The 16984-nt window shown below is 62.7% G+C and carries 13 protein-coding genes and 1 pseudogene; 4 read left to right on the plus strand and 10 right to left on the minus strand.

All coding sequences use genetic code 11. From position 1 onward, the window contains the following. Positions 1-180: 180 nt before the first annotated feature. Positions 181-1500 (minus strand): CmpA/NrtA family ABC transporter substrate-binding protein, encoded by a 1320-nt coding sequence (locus sS8_RS04440; protein ID WP_232020705.1) that lies wholly within the window; start codon positions 1498-1500, stop codon positions 181-183. A gap of 438 nt (positions 1501-1938) precedes the next feature. Here sS8_RS04440 and sS8_RS29485 point away from each other — a divergent pair, with 438 nt between their 5' ends. From sS8_RS29485 to sS8_RS04460, 4 genes and pseudogenes are all read left to right on the plus strand, one after another. After that, positions 1939-2061, plus strand: a complete 123-nt coding sequence (locus sS8_RS29485) for a hypothetical protein (protein WP_269461489.1) — start codon at positions 1939-1941, stop codon at positions 2059-2061. 196 nt (positions 2062-2257) lie between these two features. Next, the gene (locus tag sS8_RS29820) at positions 2258-2482 is read left to right on the plus strand and encodes a carboxymuconolactone decarboxylase family protein (RefSeq protein WP_408631185.1); all 225 of its coding nucleotides are present in this window, start codon (positions 2258-2260) and stop codon (positions 2480-2482) included. After that, positions 2479-3624 (plus strand): annotated as a pseudogene (locus tag sS8_RS04455) (efflux RND transporter periplasmic adaptor subunit); the annotation flags it as partial. The gene sS8_RS29820 and the pseudogene sS8_RS04455, both read left to right, overlap by 4 nt. Positions 3625-3710: 86 nt before the next feature. Next, positions 3711-6902 (plus strand): efflux RND transporter permease subunit, encoded by a 3192-nt coding sequence (locus sS8_RS04460; protein ID WP_119628597.1) that lies wholly within the window; start codon positions 3711-3713, stop codon positions 6900-6902. A 166-nt stretch (positions 6903-7068) separates the two neighbouring features. Here sS8_RS04460 and sS8_RS04465 read toward each other — a convergent pair whose 3' ends face one another. From sS8_RS04465 to coxB, 9 genes are all read right to left on the minus strand, one after another. Beyond that, positions 7069-7533 (minus strand): MgtC/SapB family protein, encoded by a 465-nt coding sequence (locus sS8_RS04465; RefSeq protein ID WP_119632616.1) that lies wholly within the window; start codon positions 7531-7533, stop codon positions 7069-7071. Positions 7534-7652: 119 nt separating this feature from the next. Beyond that, positions 7653-9173: a hypothetical protein gene (locus tag sS8_RS04470; protein ID WP_119628598.1), complete on the minus strand. Its 1521-nt coding sequence runs from the start codon at positions 9171-9173 to the stop codon at positions 7653-7655. Between the two features lie 313 nt (positions 9174-9486). Continuing rightward, positions 9487-9894, minus strand: coding sequence for a c-type cytochrome (locus tag sS8_RS04475; protein WP_119628599.1), 408 nt, complete (start codon positions 9892-9894; stop codon positions 9487-9489). Further along, positions 9875-11728, minus strand: a complete 1854-nt coding sequence (locus sS8_RS04480; RefSeq protein ID WP_119628600.1) for a methanol/ethanol family PQQ-dependent dehydrogenase — start codon at positions 11726-11728, stop codon at positions 9875-9877. Before sS8_RS04480 ends, sS8_RS04475 begins: the two co-directional genes overlap by 20 nt. A gap of 199 nt (positions 11729-11927) precedes the next feature. Further along, positions 11928-12884, minus strand: a complete 957-nt coding sequence (locus sS8_RS27940; RefSeq protein WP_170160952.1) for a cytochrome c oxidase assembly protein — start codon at positions 12882-12884, stop codon at positions 11928-11930. 8 nt (positions 12885-12892) lie between these two features. Continuing rightward, on the minus strand, positions 12893-13267 hold the full coding sequence (locus sS8_RS27945; protein ID WP_170160953.1) for a hypothetical protein: 375 nt from the start codon (positions 13265-13267) through the stop codon (positions 12893-12895). A 9-nt stretch (positions 13268-13276) separates the two neighbouring features. After that, positions 13277-13885 carry a cytochrome c oxidase subunit 3 gene (locus tag sS8_RS04490; RefSeq protein WP_119628602.1) on the minus strand — a complete coding sequence of 203 codons (609 nt, stop codon included), beginning with the start codon at positions 13883-13885 and terminating at the stop codon, positions 13277-13279. Beyond that, on the minus strand, positions 13882-15825 hold the full coding sequence (gene ctaD / locus sS8_RS04495; protein WP_170160954.1) for a cytochrome c oxidase subunit I: 1944 nt from the start codon (positions 15823-15825) through the stop codon (positions 13882-13884). Before ctaD ends, sS8_RS04490 begins: the two co-directional genes overlap by 4 nt. Positions 15826-15985: 160 nt before the next feature. Further along, positions 15986-16978 (minus strand): cytochrome c oxidase subunit II, encoded by a 993-nt coding sequence (coxB, locus tag sS8_RS04500; RefSeq protein WP_119628603.1) that lies wholly within the window; start codon positions 16976-16978, stop codon positions 15986-15988. Positions 16979-16984: the final 6 nt, after the last annotated feature.

Genomic DNA, 16984 nt, shown 5'->3' on the forward strand with positions numbered 1-16984 from the left:
ATCGCAAACGGTCGCTTTAGTCGCGACCCTTCCGACACACGCCGTCGGCGACGGACTCGGTTGGCAAAGGATTGCCGACCTGCGCATTTCCGATGCTCAGCCAAACCGCGGTAAAAAACGCGCTACAAAAGGCAGCGGGCTTTTCTCGTGCATCGAAGCGGTCAACTGCCGTTTCCAGGGTTACGGCTTTTCGTTGCCCTTGAGGCCGATCTTGAACTGCTTCAGGTAATCGTTGGGTTTACGCCCGTCGTAGACGATGCCGTCGATGAAGCCTTTCTGCGGGCCCTTGAATCCGGTCTCCTTATCGAAATCCGGGAAGTCCCGAGGCTTAAGCTTGCCTTCGACGACCAACTCCTTGGCCGCGGCGGCGTAAATGTCCGGACGATAGACTTTCTTCGCCGTTTCCATGTACCAGGCATCAGGCTTGGCCTCGGGTATCTGGCCCCAGCGGCGCATCTGGGTGAGATACCAGATGGCGTCGGAGTAGTAGGGGTAGGTGGCGTGATAACGGAAGAACACATTGAAATCCGGTGCCTCGCGCTTGTCGCCCTTTTCGTATTCGAAGGTGCCGGTCATGCTGTTGGCGATCACCGCTTCGTCCGCACCCACGTAGTTCGGTTTCGAGATGATTTTCACGGCCTCGGCGCGGTTCTTGTTGTTGTCCGCATCCAGCCAGTACCCGGCGCGGATCAGCGCCTTCACCACGCGGATATGGGTGTTGGGATTGGCGTCCGCCCAGGCTTTGGTGACGCCGAACACCTTCTCCGGATTGTTCACCTGGACCTCGTAGTCGGTGGCCACCGGCACGCCGATCCCCTTGAACACGGCCTGCTGGTTCCAGGGCTCGCCTACGCAATAGCCGTCGATGGTGCCCGCTTCCATGGTGGCCGGCATCTGCGGCGGCGGCGTCACCGATATCAGCACATCGGCCTTGAGCGTGCCGCTGATGTCGCCCTTGGTGGGCGCGTAATAGCCCGGATTCATGCCGCCTGCCGCCAGCCAGTAACGCAATTCATAATTGTGGGTGGATACCGGGAACACCACGCCCATGTTGAAGGGCTTGCCCTTTTTCTTGTAACCGTCGACGACCGTCTTGAGGTATTTGGGGTCGATGGGATGCACCGGCTTGCCGTCCTTCATCGGCAGCTTCTTCTTCAATTCCTCCCAAACGGCGTTGGAAACGGTGATGCCGTTGCCGTTGAGGTCCATGCTGAAGGCGGTGATGACGTCGGCCTGGGTGCCGAAGCCGATCGTTGCTCCTATGGGTTGCCCGGCCAGCATGTGGGCGCCGTCCAGTTCGCCCGAGATCACCCGGTCCAGCAGCACTTTCCAGTTGGCCTGGGCTTCCAGCGTGACGGACAGCCCCTCGTCCTCGAAATAGCCGTTCTCGTAGGCAATCGCCAGCGGCACCATATCGGTCAGCTTGATGAAGCCGAACTTGATCGAAACTTTTTCCGGTGGCCCCACCTCCGCTTGCGCATCGTGGGAACCCGCCGCCATCAGCGCGCAAAGCGCAACCGCCATGGCCATGCCGGCGGCCTGCCGCCTGAACCGGCACCGGCCGACAACCTCTGCTTGGACCATTTCTCCCGGAATCGCCTTCTTGTCTTGCATATTCGTCCTCCGAACGTCTTTTTTCGGGCAAAAAAAAGCGCCTGGCCGCCCTCATCGAGGGCAGCGAGACGCCGTTGTCGTTCTTTCGCGCGCCGCCTTTGGCGCGCTTCTAAGTTTCAGCGTTGGAAAGAAGCAGAAGGCGTGCCATACGATATTCGATCAGCGAATTCAATCCATTTGGGCCTTCACAGATCACCCTTCCGCGTAAACACGTCCACTTCCGCGCACCAAAGCAGGGAAGGCGCACGAAGATGAACCAGGTATGCGAGGCCCCGACCCTTCCGGTACGGGCTGTTTGCGTACCGGCCAAATGCCGTGCCATTCATGAATCTTCTTACCGTGGTTGAAACGGCAATGGTGTATCCCGGAGTTCGGCGCCGACCCCATGGCCTAGATGGCGATAGCCTGGACCTTTACGGCGAACCCCAGGATGTGATGAAGTACTAGCCTGTAAGAACGGCTAAACCTGTCGCTCCCTAACGGCGGGGCTTCCTTAAACAACTCGCTTTGCGGGTGCTGTGTGATTTTAACGGCATTTACCCTAGTGGTCCCCTCAAGACACAACAGGAACACTCGGCGGTTTGGTTTGCGAGGAGACCAGCCCGAATGCGCTCTCGAATGATTCCTGCTTGAGTTCGTCAAGATTAGATTCTCCAAGATTGATGGCTGTGCTTGCTGCATGATGGATATGCACACCAGAGAGGCAAGAGCCTTGGGTAAAAGCGAGCGGGGGCTCCGTGCGCTCAGCGCCTGGTGCGGGGCGCCGTTCTACACCGATAGGCGGGCATGTGGAAAACTTCGGAAAGGACCTGGCGCAACGGAAATGCCTCGCGGAAATAGTACAGAATTAACGGTAGCAACAACGTGATCACCAATAGGTACTGGACAGTTCGAAGAAGTTGGCTCCTTTTCCTCGTATGTTTGCTGGCGGGCTGCAGCCAACCGACGGCGGAGCAGGCGAAATCTCCCCTCCCGGCGGTTACGGTAAGCCGGCCGATTCAACGGGAAGTCGTGGAATGGGATGAGTACACCGGACGTTTCGAGGCTGTGAAAACCGTCGAGGTGCGGGCGCGTGTTGGCGGATATCTGGAAAAGGTCAATTTCAAGGATGGTTCCCTGGTCAGGAAGGGCGACCTTCTTTTCGTCATCGATCCCCGTCCTTACCAGGCCGCGCTCGGACGAGCCCAGGGCGAGCTGGCGCGTGCCCAGGCTCGGCGCGACCTGGCGAAGAACGACCTGGCGCGGGCGCAGCGGCTGTTCGAGAAGCGCGTACTTTCCGAAGAGGAACTCGACACCCGCGACAAGAACCTGCGCGAGGCGGTCGCGGCCGTGCAGGCGGCACAGTCCGCCGTAGCCGAGGCCAAGCTCGACCTGGAGTTCACCGAGGTGCGCGCACCGATCAGCGGACGCATCGGCCGGGAACTGGTCACCGAGGGCAATCTGGTGAATGACGGTAGCGGCACCGCGACCCTTCTGACCACGATCGTCTCGGTCGATCCCATTTACGTCTATTTCGAGGTGGATGAGCAGGCCTATCTGCGCCATGGCGCCAGGAGACGATCCGGTGGACGGAGCTCCTTGCAGGAAGCGGAAAACCCGGTGTTCGTGGGACTGGCCGACGAAGACGGCTTCCCGCACAAGGGGCGCCTGGATTTTCTGGACAATCGATTCGATCCCGCCGTCGGTACCATCCGTGCCCGCGCCGTGGTCGACAACCCGGATGGGCTGCTGACCCCGGGGCTATTCGCGCGCGTAAAACTGCCCGGCAGCGGCAAGCTCCCGGCGGTGCTGGTGGACGACAAGGCGGTCCTCACCGATCAGGACCGCAAGTACGTCTACGTGCTCGACGCCGACAACAAGGCGCAGCGGCGCGATATCAGGCTCGGACGAATGTTCGATGGCCTTCGCATCGTCACCGACGGCTTGGGCACCGAAGACGCGGTGGTCGTGTATGGCGTGCAGAAGATCTTCTTCCCGGGCATGCCGGTCGCCCCTGAGTTCATCAACATGGGCGCTCCTCCTCCGCCTCCGCCGGGTCTAAAGCTGAACGCCGGGGATGAGCACCCCCCCGCCAACCGGAACCGGGAGCCGAGCGCATGAGGGACTTTTCCGCCTTCTTCATCGACCGCCCGATTTTCGCGGCGGTCTTGTCCATCCTCCTGTTCGTCGTCGGCTTGATCGCGATCCCCTTGCTTCCGGTGGCCGAGTATCCCGACGTGGTGCCACCTTCGGTGCAGGTGCGCGCGGTCTATCCGGGCGCCAACCCCAAGGTCATCGCCGAGACCGTTGCCACTCCGCTCGAAGAGGCCATGAACGGGGTGGAACACATGATGTACATGAAATCCGTGGCGGGCTCCGATGGCGTGATGTACCTGACGGTTACCTTCACGCCGGGCACCGAAGTCGATCTCGCCCAGGTACAGGTCCAGAACCGGGTCAACCAGGCATTGCCGCGGCTTCCGGAGGATGTGCGCCGGCTCGGCGTCACCACCGAGAAGCAGTCGCCCAATCTGACCATGGTGGTACATCTGCTTTCGCCGAACCAGAAGTACGACACTCTGTATCTGCGCAACTACGCCACGCTGCACGTCAAGGACGAACTCGCGCGCCTGCCGGGCGTGGGCCAGGCAATGGTGTTCGGCGGCGGCGACTATTCGATGCGTATCTGGCTCGATCCGGACAAGGTCGCCGCGCGCGACATGGCGGCGGGCGACGTGACCCGGGCCATCCGCGAGCAAAACGTGCAGGTCTCGGCGGGAACGATAGGCGGCCCGCCGCAGCCGCGCATCAGTGATTTCACGCTGTCGATCAATGCCCAGGGGCGGCTGGTGACCGAGGATGAGTTCGGCGATATCGTGGTCAAGACCGGGGCCGGCGGCGAGATCACCCGCTTGCGCGACGTGGCGCGGATCGAACTCGGCGCCTCGGAATATGCGCTGCGCTCGCTGCTCAATAATCAGCAGGCAGTGGCGGTCGCGATTTTCCAGGCGCCCGGCTCGAACGCCATCGCGCTCTCCGATAGCGTGCGGGCCAAGATGCGCGAGCTGGAACGTTTCTTCCCCGAGGGGGTGACTTGGGACGTGGTCTACGACCCGACGGTGTTCGTGCGCGATTCGATCAAGGCGGTCGTGCAGACGCTGTTCGAGGCCGTGTTCCTGGTGGTCGTGGTGGTCATACTGTTCCTGCAGACCTGGCGCGCCTCGATCATTCCGCTGCTCGCGGTACCCGTTTCGATCGTCAGCACCTTCGCGGTGCTGCTGTTGTTCGGCTTTTCCATCAACACGCTCACGCTGTTCGGCCTGGTGCTGGCCATCGGCATCGTGGTGGACGACGCCATCGTCGTGGTCGAGAACGTGGAGCGCAACATCGCCAACGGACTCGCTCCGCGAGCGGCGGCTCATCAGGCCATGCGTGAGGTCAGCGGCCCCATCATCGCCATCGCACTGGTACTGACGGCGGTTTTCGTGCCGATGTCCTTCCTCTCCGGCGTGACCGGCCAGTTCTACCGTCAGTTTGCCGTGGCCATCGCCATCTCCACGGTCATTTCGGCAATAAACTCGCTGACCCTGTCGCCGGCACTGGCGGCGACGCTGCTCAAGCGGCACGGCGCGGCGCCCGATGCGGCGACGCGGGTGCTCAACACGCTGTTCGGCTGGCTGTTTCGACCCTTTAACCGAGGTTTTCTGCACAGCGCCGAGGCTTACGCCGGCGTCGTGGTCGGAATCTTGCGCCGAAGCGGTCGGATTCTGGTGCTCTACGGCGGTCTCATCGGCCTGACCTGGTTGAGCTTCCAGGCGGTTCCGGGCGGCTTCATCCCGACCCAGGACAAGCTGTATCTCATAGGCGGCGTCAAGTTGCCGGAAGGCGCTTCGCTCGATCGCACGGAAGCGGTGGTGCGCACCATGAGCGAAATGGCCTTGTCCACCGAAGGGGTTCACGATGCCGTGGCGTTCCCGGGGCTCAATGCCCTGCAGTTCAGCAACACGCCCAACGTCGGCACGATTTTCTTCGGTCTGGAAGGGTTCGATCAGCGGCAGCGCCCGGCACCCGATATCGTCGGCGAGCTGATGGGTAAATTTTCCTCGATCCAGGAGGCGTTCGCGTTCGCGATCATGCCGCCGCCGATACTCGGCCTCGGCACCGGGTCCGGCTTTTCGCTCTATGTCCAGGACCGTGCAGGTCTCGGCTACGGCGAATTGCAGCATGCGGTCCACGGGCTCGCCGGCGCGCTTTCGGCGGTGCCGGGGATGGGGTTTCCCATCAGCTCTTATCAGGCCAACGTGCCGCAGCTGACGGTCGATGTCGACCGCACCAAGGCGAAGCGACACGGCTTGTCCCTGAACGAGGTGTTCGAAACCCTGCAGATCTATCTCGGTTCCAGCTACGTAAACGACTTCAACCGCTTCGGCCGCACCTATCAAGTCTATGCGCAGGCCGACGCCCGGTTCCGCGATCAGCCCGAGGACGTCCTTTCGCTGCGCGCCCGCAACCAGGCCGGGGAGATGGTGCCGATCGGCAGCATCGTGGCGGTCGGTCAGACCTACGGTCCCGACCCCGTGATCCGCTACAACGGCTACCCCGCCGCGGACCTCATCGGCGAGGCCGACCCCAGAATCATGTCCTCGAACGAAGTCATCGCCACCATCGCCGCCCTGGCGCCCCGGGTGCTTCCGGCCGGCACGAGTTTCGACTGGACCGATTTGAGCTATCAGCAGGTCCACGAGGGCAATGCCAATAAAGTCGTGTTTCCGCTGTGCGTGTTATTGGTATTCCTGGTACTGGCCGCGCTCTACGAGAGCTGGACGCTGCCCCTGGCGGTCATCCTGATCGTGCCCATGTGTCTCCTCTCGGCGCTGTTCGGCGTATGGCTGACCGGGGGCGACAACAACATCTTCGTACAGATCGGGCTGGTGGTGCTGATGGGACTCGCCTGCAAGAACGCGATCCTCATCGTCGAGTTCGCGCGCGAGCTCGAACACCAAGGCCGCGGCGCCGTCGCGGCGGCCATCGAGGCGAGCCGGCTGCGGTTGCGGCCGATCGTCATGACCTCGGTGGCCTTCATCGCCGGCGTCGTCCCCCTGGTTTTCTCGCACGGCGCCGGGGCCGAGGTGCGCCGGATCATGGGCATTACCGTCTTCTCCGGCATGCTTGGGGTAACCGTGTTCGGTCTGTTCATGACGCCGGTGTTCTACGTGGTCATCCGAGCGAAGTTGGCGCGGAGACGCGAGCGGGGGCCCGGACCGGCCCCCGCCTTGATGGACGAATTGGCGAGGGTGTCCGATGACTAGGCCGAGAACCCATCGGCGTGCGTTCGGCCTTGAACCTCGTGCTTTCGGGCAGCCCGAGGCCGCGCCGGATGATTGCCCCCGGAACGCACGGGGCTGGCTTGCCGCCGGGAAACGAGCGATGGCCGGTCCCGGGTGAGCGAACACACCGGAAGCGCCACGCTGCGCGTCAAGAGTCCTCCAAATCCGCCAGCTGCTTTTTGCCCATTCGACGCTCGATCGACGTCAGAAACTGCAAAGTCAGAAAATTGATCGCGCTGATCAGCACGGCGATCTCGTATAGGCCATGAGCGACCGAAGCGCCAATTGCGCCGGTCGACCAGAGACTAGCGGCCGTGGCCGTTCCCCGGACACCAGTCGACGTCTTCAAAATCGCTCCGCCGCCGATGAAGCCGATACCTGTCATCAATCCCGAAATGATGCGGGCCTGCGCATCCTGAGCGGTACCGGCGACCGACTCCCCGACCAAGATGTAAGCGCAACTCGCTAGTGCGACCAGAGGGAAAGTCCGTAATCCCAAGGTGCGGGTCGCTCTTTCGCGCTCCAGAGCGACCGGCAGGGCGAGTACGAACGCTCCTGCAAGCTTGAGTACGTGAGTCAGAAATTCGCTCCAGTTCCAGTTCAGGGGTTCCATCTGATTGCTCTGCTGTACTGTAGTGTTCTCGTTTCGACCGATTTCTGTCTTTTCCCCTGTTCGGGGCGGATATGCCCCCCATGCCGTGCCCGAAAGCACGTCGGCGAATCGGTCGCTGCTCACCTGCACGAACCTTGCAACCGTTCAGGGAAAGGCTGTTCGCCGGGATCCGGCGCGGTTTCCCATTCATTCCGGCTCCACGGCACCCGGCCGGCCAGTTCCGTCAGGGAACCCGCCGGATAGGTTCCGAAGCGGCGGTCGGACGGAATCTGCGGTATCCGGACAAACAACACCGCTTCGGTATCGGCCGCGAGCATGCGCTCGAACGAGGTCAGCTTTCGCGTCGGAACGCTTCTCTCGACGAGATCGAGCAGGTCATGGCCGATCGCCTCGAAGGCCTCTCTGGGGACGAGCCGGGTCTTCTCCGCGGCGAGCATGCGAAACACGTCCCTGCCGCCGGAAAGACTCATCTGGATCAGAGCCGCCACGGGAAAAGCGGCCGCGGCGGCGAGATAACCGGTCGGGCCGGTGTCCGGAATGTGCCAGCCCAGCCAGCGCAAGGGATCGATGACCAGGGCGGTGCTGTTGTTGGAGGCCCGGTCGTAGCCGATGACATGGCAGTAATAACCGTGTAGGACCTGTTGCAAGGCGGCTTGCACCCGGCGCGGAATTCGGGAGTCGCGCATGACCGCGACGAGCATGTAGTTCGGGCGGTACCAGGCCTGGCCGCTGTTCAGGTCCGCGAGGTAATTATCCATCGGCACCATGGCCGAGAGTATGCCTTTTGCGTTTTTGTCGTCTATGGGATAGAAGTTGGCGGCCAGCCAGTCGCTCCATTCTCCTTGCGGCCCCAATATCCCGGTGGCGGGCGCGAGATGACCGCCGTGCGCGCCGTCGTCGTCGCCCTGGGCGCCGTCGAGCACGAAGGCGAGCACCGGGCGGCCCGCCCAGCGGCGGGGCTGTCCCAGGTGACGCTCCCATAACACCCACGCGGCGAATGTGCCGGTTACGCCCCCGGTCTGTGCGCGGATCAAGGTGGTTAAGGTTTCCCGCTCTTTCAATGGCTCGAATCGGGCTCCGGCGATGTCGATGCGGGTATCTTCCGGCCAGATTGTCCGGGCGACGAAAACCGGAGCCCCCCGATGGCTCAGCGTGACGCCTCGCATGCGCAGCGGCCGTTTCGCAAGAAAAGCCACGGTGGCGTGATCGAGATAGGCCCGATTGGTGGGAATCGCCGGGGTTACCGCAAACGCGATCTCACCCGCCGGTGCGCGGATAAACCGTCCGTCTTCGGACAGGGTCGCGTGTTCGACGGTCTCGGGAGCGCCGATCCAGACCAGCGGCGGATGAGGCAGTTCGTTCCGCTCCGGCTCGAAAAGCGCCGTGCCGGTGATCGGTCGAAGTCCATCCGGAACGGCGATGAGTTCGTCGCGAAAATACCAGAGCGCCGCCTCGGGCACCGGACAATCCGTGCACCGCCCGGTGGCGAAACGGAACCCGGAGCTCGTAAAAAGCCCGAAGCGCTCTCCGCGCAAGGCGCTTTTCCCAAAACTGACGGCGTAGGCCTTGCCGAGCACCGAGCTCCAATTCAAGCCCTCCGCCGTCCGCAGCGGCCCCGCCTCGCCTAGTGCGTTTTTCATCCCGGTATACGGATTCGTGTCGGGCGGGAAGCACGTAGGTCGGCAATCCCTTGCCGACTTATCGGTTCGGCAAAGGACTTTGTCGGAAAGGCTGTACTGGCGCTCCCGGAGATGCCGTTCGCGATTGGGAAGGGACCGCCGACCTACATATTGGGCTCCCTGAGACCGGATCGGAAAATTCTCGAATTGCAGACCAAACGATGCCGCCGGATGGACGCCGGTTTCGCCGGATTCATCCGCTAACCGAGACTCGGCGGCGCATCCGCACAAAAGAAGCACGATCCACAGCCGGCAATACCGCCACACGCGCGTTTCAATCGACCAGCGTGTAGAGATAGCTCGCGATGTCACGCGCGTCGGATTCCGGGATATTCATGTTCGGCATCAAGGTCTTGGGGTTGACGGCCGGAGGATTCTGCAGCCACCGGATCATATTTTCCGGGGTGTTCGGTAGAACGCCCGCGATGGCGACCCGCTTGGCGATTCCGCCGAGAGGAGGCCCCACCAGGCCATCCGCGCCGAATACGCCGGGGATAGTATGGCAGGATGGGCAGCCGTAGGCGCGGATGGCGGCCTTTCCCCGCTCCGGGTTGCCGCCGGTCAGGGCGATGACTTCGGATTCCTTCCCGCCTGCGCACGCTCCAAGCAGGCACAACACGAAAACCGTGGCGATCCCGTTTCCCGGACGCACCGCTACGCCATTACGGGAGGGCGAAGACATACAGCGTCCCTCCCGGGGTAGTGTGTTCCGGCAAGTCCTTCATGGCGTTGACAAAGCCGAGCGCGCCGGTGCCGTCGCGCGGGTCCAGCCCGCCCGACACGATGGCACCCGACCAGCCGCCGACGCCGGCCAGCACCGCGACATATTGCTTGCCGTCGGGTCCCCGGTAAGTCACCGGCTGCCCGATGATGCCGGAGCCGACCTGAAACTGCCACAAGACCTCGCCGGTGCGGGCGTGCACCGCCTTGAACCAGCGGTCCATGGTGCCATAGAACACCACGTCGCCGGCGGTCGCCACCGCACCGCTCCACACCGGGAACTTCTCCTTGATCTTCCATACGGCCTGCCGTTTCAGGGGATCCCAGGCGGTGAACTCGCCGCGACGCCCGCCGGGTCCAGCGTGCATGTGCACCCGTGCCCCCACGTAGGGCGTGCCGGCGAGATAGTTCGCCTCCAATCCCTCGATGTCCATGCAGAGGTTATTGTGCGGAAGGTAGAGTAGCTCCGTCCGCGGCGACCAGGCCGCGGGCTGCCAGTCCTTGGCGCCGGGCGGCGCGGGGCAGATGTCAGTAACGGTTTTTCCCGTCTGCGGTTTCTTTTCGTCGACGTGAATGGGCCTTCCGGTCTCGAGATCGATGCCGCGGGTGACGTTGGTCGGCACGAACGGGTCGGCCGACAGGATTTCCCCGGTAGCACGGTCCATGACATAGACATAGCCGTTGCGCTCCGCGCGCAAAAGCAGCTTCCGAACCCTGCCGTCGACCGGCAGATCGACCAGGATGTTCTCGTTGACCCCGTCGTAGTCGTAGAGATCGTGCGGGCTCCACTGGTAGGCCCATACCGCCGCGCCCGTCGCGGGACGGCGAGCGAAGATGCCGCAGGTCCATTTGTTGTCGCCGGGCCGCATTTCCGAGTTCCACGGGCTGGGATTGCTGGTGCCGTAATAGATCAAATCCAGCTCCGGGTCGTACGAAATCCAGCCCCACACGGCCCCGCCGCCGATCTTCCACTGATCGGGCGGCCAGGTCGTGACGCCCAGGTCCTTGCCGTTGTCGTCCGGATAGAAAGCCTTGAATTCCGGGCCGATCAGCACGTCCTTGTCGGGACCCGTCGTATAGGCCCGCCAGGCGATTCTTCCGGTATCGGCGTCCAGCGCCGTGAGCCAGCCGCGCACGCCGAATTCGCCGCCGCTGTTGCCCACCAGCACCTTGCCCTTCACCACCAGAGGGGCCATGGTCATGGTTTCGCCCCGGTTGATATCGCCGAGCTTAGTCTTCCAGACCTGTTTTCCGGTCTTCGCATCCACCGCGAAAGTATGGTTGTCGAGGGTGTTGAAAAAAATCTTGCCGTCGGCGTAGGCCGCACCGCGGTTGACCACATCGCAGCAGGCGACCCCTTGCGCCGCAGCGGCCGGCTTCGGCTCGAATTTCCATTTCATCGCGCCCGGCTTTTCCTTGAGATCCAGCGCGTAGAGAATATTGGGATAAGGCGTGACCACGTACATCGTATCGCCGATCACCAGCGGCGCCGCCTCGTGCCCCTTATTCAGGCCGGTCGAAAAGGACCAGGCGAGCTTGAGATCCTTGACGTTCCCGGGCGTGATCTGGTCGAGCCCGCTATAACGGGTGCTCGCATGGTTCTTGGCCGGCATGGTCCATTGGCCGTCCTCCGCCTCGGCAGGCGGAACGGCTTGCATTTGGGCCCCGGATTCGGGAACCTGGCTCGACCCGACTCCCGGCCATCCGGCCAGACCGCCGAGCGCGATCAACATCATTCCGATCTTGCCGGGCAAAGCATAGGCCACAGGACTCTGACCGGTTTTTAGCTGCTCCATGTCGAATCCTCCTTGTATTACGCCCCGTTCCGCTCGGACGCATTCCACGTAGGGCGGGTCAGCCGCGAGGCTGTAGCCCGTCCCATCACCGATGGGTTTCGCTTCGCTCTACCCATCCTACGGCGGAAACGTCAATCGAAGGCTTGTTTTGGCCATGGCCGAAATCAAGGCTTCATCGTTTCGACGGTACTCGACGACATTATCCTCTCGGCAGCGGGGCCCTGAAGCGTACTGCCGCGCCGCCCGCGCTTTTTCCGACCGCTTCCAGCCAGGCGGCGAACATCCCGAGGGCGATGAGCAGATAGATCGCGCCGGCGGGAACCCACATGATGAGTCCCGCGAGCTGCTGATCCTCGAGCGCGCTCAATCCGGCCGCCGCCGAGCCGCCGTAGGCCGGATACCACGGCTGGCGGCTGAAGGTCAGTAGCGCTCCGAGCAGGCTGGTATGCACCGTCGTGGAGAACACGTATAGCACCCCGGCCCCGTACCCTCTCGCCCCTTCGCCGCCGCGGATGATCGCCCACCAGAACACCAGTGCCGAAACGAAAAAGCTCAGATGCTGCAGCGTGTGCACGTCCTCATGTCTCAGCGCCGCCTGAAAAAAGACCGGCGCGTGCCAGGTCCAGATGACGAAACCGTGTATTGCCCAGGCGGCGAAGGGCGCCGTCGCGCGACGCCAGAAGCGGCCGATCCAGCCGGTGCTGAAAAACCTCACCAGAAATCTCCGCCACCCGCGCGGAAACGCCCACAGGGCAACGGCAATCGGACGGCTCAGTACCAGCAGCGGCGCGGCGAGTAGTATCAGGATCTCGTGCTGGACCATGTGTGCCGAAAACAGCACATCGGAAAGCGGGTCCAAAGGCGAGACCAGCGCCATGGCGACGAACAGCCATCCCCCGGTATAAGCCAGCGCTTTTCGGACGAGCATCCGACGGCCCGCGCCGACTTTCGGCCACAGCCGCCGCAAGCCGGCCGTGAACAACCCGGCCGACAGCGCAAGACAGAATAAAACCCAAGGCTCGAAATTCCAGGCCGTCCACTGAAAACCGGGAATCGACGAACTCCCTGAACTTCCGTCGTGAGCCTGTGCTAATGCGGGGACGCCGAACGCCGAGAGCAGGGAAGAAAATACGGTTACAATATGGTGACGTGCCATGGCCGGCCTCACGAGCGCAGAATCATGATCGGAACGGCCTGCGCCAGGATGATCACGAAGAAATAGGCGCTGATGATCATCCCGGAGAGCGCCATGAAGCGGCTCCGCGCGATCACCCCGCCTTCTCCGCCGGGCCATGCGGCCCCCGCCCTTTGCCAATTCCGCCTGGCGATCAAGCCGCCGGCCGCGGCGATCGCCAGGGCCGCCAAAGTCACCAGATACAGGGCCAGAGTCGACCCGGGGCCGTGGAAGAAAGGCGTGATGCTGTAACTGGTTTGAAGGTGCAAGGCCCAGGCGGCGGGACCCGCGAGCAGACCGGCCCACAGCGCGGCGATACCGCTGGGCTTCGAGAAATAGCGTTCCGCATCGGCTTGCGCCACCATTTTCAGACCTCACTTGAGAATTCGTGGCACCCAGTACAGCGTGGCGTACAGCGGTATCCAGACTACCACCACGAAGTGCCAGTAAATCCCGTTGACCACCACCGCCAGGCTGCGCCGTTCGCTGAAATAGCCTATCCATGCGAGAGCGCTGACCACCACCGTTTTCAGGATCAGCGCGATCACGTGGGTGCTGTGAAAGCCGATGATGGTCCAGGCAATGGAGCCGTAGGAATGGGTATACCATCGGTACCCCATTTGGCTGTACTCGATGTATTTCAGCACCAAGAACGTCACCGCTAGCGCGATACTCAGCAACAGCCCCCAGCGCAGGGCCGTTTGGTCGCCTCGGGTGATGCCGCGGTCCGCCCAGTGCATCGGCAGGCTGCTGGCCATCAGCACCAGCGTGCCCAGGGTCGGTTTGACCAGATCGGGTGTCTTGGTGCCCGCCGGCGGCCATTCCGGCTGATCGATGCCGAGATAGAAATAGCTGGTGATGAGGGTGGCGAACACCACCGATTCGACCAGAATGAGACCGACGATGCCCCACCACAAGGGCGCTCTGTAATCGGCGGGCAGACGCGGAAGCTCGCCGGCATCGAAGCGGGTTTCGGCGTTCATCGGACTTGCTCCTCGGCGGAACCTCCGACCGCGCGCGGCCAAAGCCATCCGACGAATCCGACGAAGGTCAGCAGCAAGCCGATCGGGAACCAGATCGGATGACGGATGAAACCGAGAAATCCCGCCGCCACCGCGACGGCGGCAAGGAAAGGCCAGATCGTGGGTCCCGGCAGAATCGCCACGGCATGAGGCTCGGCATCGAGCAGCGTCGTGACCAGCACTTCGCGTCGTCCGGGGTGGAGTCCCGTGACCGCTCCCGCCGGCTCGTCGCCGCGCTCCCATAGCGCCCAACGGCCGCGCACCACGGGAATATCCTCGAAGTTGTAATTGGGCGGCGGTGAACGCGTCGCCCATTCCAGGGTATCGCCGCCCCACGGGTTGTCCGGTGCGTCGGGTTTTCGCAGGAAACTCAGCAGGGCGTCGACCGCGGTGACGAGCACGCCGAGGGCGAAGACGTACGCGCCTATGGTCGCCAGCAGGCTCAATTCGAACCACCCCGAGTCGAACAGATAGGTGTAGACCCGGCGCGGCATGCCCTGCAAGCCGAGCTGGTGCATCGGGAAAAAGCCCAGATTGAAACCGACGAACATCAGCGCGAAACTCCATTTGCCGGCGGTCTCGTTCAGCATGCGCCCGAAGATTTTGGGGAACCAGTAGTAGATCGCGCCGAACACCGGGAACACCGCCCCGCCGATCAAGACATAATGGAAGTGCGCGACCAGGAAATAGGTGTCGTGGACCTGCGTATCGAACGGTACCGAGGCCACCATCACGCCGGTCAGTCCGCCGAGCACGAAGATGAAGAAGAAACCCAGCACGAACAATAGCGGTGTCGCGATCCGCAGCTTCGCTCCCCATAGCGTCGCGATCCAACAGAATATCTGCACGCCGCTCGGCACGGCGATCATTACGCTCGCGGCCGTGAAGAAGCTCACGCCCAGCGCCGGAAGGCCGGTCGTGAACATGTGGTGCACCCACAGCCCGAAAGCGACGAAACCGATGGACACCACCGAGAGGACCATGGCGGTATAGCCGAAGATCGGCCGCCGCGCGAAGGTCACGACGATGGAGGAGATGACGCCGAGCGCCGGCACCAGGATGATGTAGACCTCCGGGTGGCCGAAGAACCAGAAGAGATGCTGCCAGAGCAGCGGCTCGCCCCCTCCTGAAGGCATGAAAAAATGGGTGCTCACAGTGCGGTCCAAGGCCAGCATGACGCTGCCCACCATCAAGGGCGGCATCGCGAACACGATCATGAACATGGTCACCAGCATGGCCCATACGAACAAGGGCATCCGGTTGAGCGACATGCCCGGTGCGCGCTGCTTGAATACGGTGACGATCAGTTCCACCGCCGCCACCAGCGCGGAGATTTCGATGAACGTGATCATCGTCGCCCAGAAGTCCAGACCGAGTCCGGGCGAATATTGGGGCAAGGTCAGCGGCACGTAGGCGAACCAGCCGCCGTCCGGCGCATGGCCCAGAAAGCCCGCGGCGTAGAGCGTCACTCCGGCGATCAGGTAGACGTAATAGCCGAAAGCGTTCAGGCGGGGAAAAGCCATGTCGCGGGTCCCGATCATGAGCGGCACGACGTAGATACCCAGTCCTTCCATCATGGGCACGGCGAAGAAAAACATCATGCTCGAGCCGTGCATGGTGAAAAGCTGGTTGAAGTGATCGGGCGTGAGAAACGAGTTTTCCGGCACCGCGAGCTGGGTTCTCAGAAGCAGCGCTTCGATTCCCGCCATCAGGAAAAAAATGAAGGAAGTCACGATGAAGCGCGTGCCGATGATGCGGTGGTTCACCTGGGTGAACCAGCCGACGAAGCCCGACGCGGAATACCAGGTCCGGTCGAGTTCCTGCGCCTTGCGAGACATCGCCGGTCGCTCCGACGCCTGTTCCGTGACTCCCGGCCGGTCCGTTTCAGTCCTGGTGGTCATGGGCACGCCCATTTCGTCTTGTCGCGAACATAGAGCCTGTCCCGAGGCTGTCGGGAAAGGATTCCCGACCTGCTTCGGGCGCAAGCGGGTAGACCGGAACAAGCGCCAAGCTTCGTAGGCCGGCAATCCCTTGTCGGCGGCCGCGTGTGAAATCCGCGTTTCATCTCAGGCTCTCCAGATAACTCAACAAGGGATGCAGGCTGTCGGCGTCGAAATTGATGGGAGGCATCCTGTTTCCCGGCTTGATATGCTGGGGATCGAGAATCCAGCCGGCCAGATTACCCCGGTTGTTGGGCAGGATGCCCGCCGCCAGTGTTCTCCGGCTGGCCAAATGGGTCAGATCCGGCGCGACTTGACCGCGGGCGGCGGTGCCGCGGATTGCGTGACACATCGTACAGGCCGATGAGAGAAAGACCTGCTGTCCCCTCGCGACGACCGGATCCAAGGGTTCGATCGCCGGCCCGCTTTCCCGCGCCAGCCAGTTCGAAAAGATCTCGGGCGGCTCGGCCACCACCCAAAACGCCATGTTCGTATGCTGTACGCCGCAGAACTCCGCGCATTGGCCTCGAAACGCCCCGGCACGGTCGGCGGTGAGCCAGGCGGTATTGGTCTGGCCCGGTATCAGGTCCACCTTGCCGGCAAGATTGGGGACCCAGAAACTGTGGATGACATCCCTTGACCTGAGCAAAAATTTCACCGGCCGTCCGACCGGGATATGGATTTCGTTGGCGGTGACCGCGACCGCTCTATTCCCTTTGTCAAGGTAACGGATCTCCCACCACCAGCGGCGTCCGATCACCTCCACGGTCAGCGCGTCGTCCGGCGGACCGGACGCCAGTTTGCCGTGGATGGTCACGCTGGAAATCAAAACCATCGGGAGTACGATAGCCGGCAGGGTCACGCCGCCGGCCAGCACCAGATTGCGGCTCTGGCGCCGATTCAGGGGCGCTTCCCCGCGTCGGCCCCGCGAGCGCCAAACGCCCGTCAGAAGCGCGACCATGACCGCCAGCAGAATCAGCGTGGCCACGATACACATGGCCCACCAGAGGTCGGCCAGCATTCGCGCCTGTGGGCTGACCGGATTGGTGGCATCCTGAACCCCGGAACAGCCGCCGAACAGCAAGACGAAAATCGGAAGGACGACCCGCTTCATCCGGCA

This window comes from Methylocaldum marinum (assembly GCF_003584645.1).
GTDB lineage: Bacteria > Pseudomonadota > Gammaproteobacteria > Methylococcales > Methylococcaceae > Methylocaldum > Methylocaldum marinum.

Excerpts from the sequence above, each read along its gene's own strand:
- sS8_RS04440 (WP_232020705.1), bottom strand. The coding sequence starts at position 1,500 with ATGGCGGCGGGTTCCCACGATGCGCAAGCGGAGGTGGGGCCACCGGAA.
- sS8_RS29485 (WP_269461489.1), top strand. The coding sequence starts at position 1,939 with ATGAATCTTCTTACCGTGGTTGAAACGGCAATGGTGTATCCCGGAGTT.
- sS8_RS04460 (WP_119628597.1), top strand. The coding sequence starts at position 3,711 with ATGAGGGACTTTTCCGCCTTCTTCATCGACCGCCCGATTTTCGCGGCG.
- sS8_RS04465 (WP_119632616.1), bottom strand. The coding sequence starts at position 7,533 with ATGGAACCCCTGAACTGGAACTGGAGCGAATTTCTGACTCACGTACTC.
- sS8_RS04470 (WP_119628598.1), bottom strand. The coding sequence starts at position 9,173 with ATGAAAAACGCACTAGGCGAGGCGGGGCCGCTGCGGACGGCGGAGGGC.
- sS8_RS04475 (WP_119628599.1), bottom strand. The coding sequence starts at position 9,894 with ATGTCTTCGCCCTCCCGTAATGGCGTAGCGGTGCGTCCGGGAAACGGG.
- sS8_RS04480 (WP_119628600.1), bottom strand. The coding sequence starts at position 11,728 with ATGGAGCAGCTAAAAACCGGTCAGAGTCCTGTGGCCTATGCTTTGCCC.
- sS8_RS27940 (WP_170160952.1), bottom strand. The coding sequence starts at position 12,884 with ATGGCACGTCACCATATTGTAACCGTATTTTCTTCCCTGCTCTCGGCG.
- sS8_RS27945 (WP_170160953.1), bottom strand. The coding sequence starts at position 13,267 with ATGGTGGCGCAAGCCGATGCGGAACGCTATTTCTCGAAGCCCAGCGGT.
- sS8_RS04490 (WP_119628602.1), bottom strand. The coding sequence starts at position 13,885 with ATGAACGCCGAAACCCGCTTCGATGCCGGCGAGCTTCCGCGTCTGCCC.
- ctaD (WP_170160954.1), bottom strand. The coding sequence starts at position 15,825 with ATGACCACCAGGACTGAAACGGACCGGCCGGGAGTCACGGAACAGGCG.
- coxB (WP_119628603.1), bottom strand. The coding sequence starts at position 16,978 with ATGAAGCGGGTCGTCCTTCCGATTTTCGTCTTGCTGTTCGGCGGCTGT.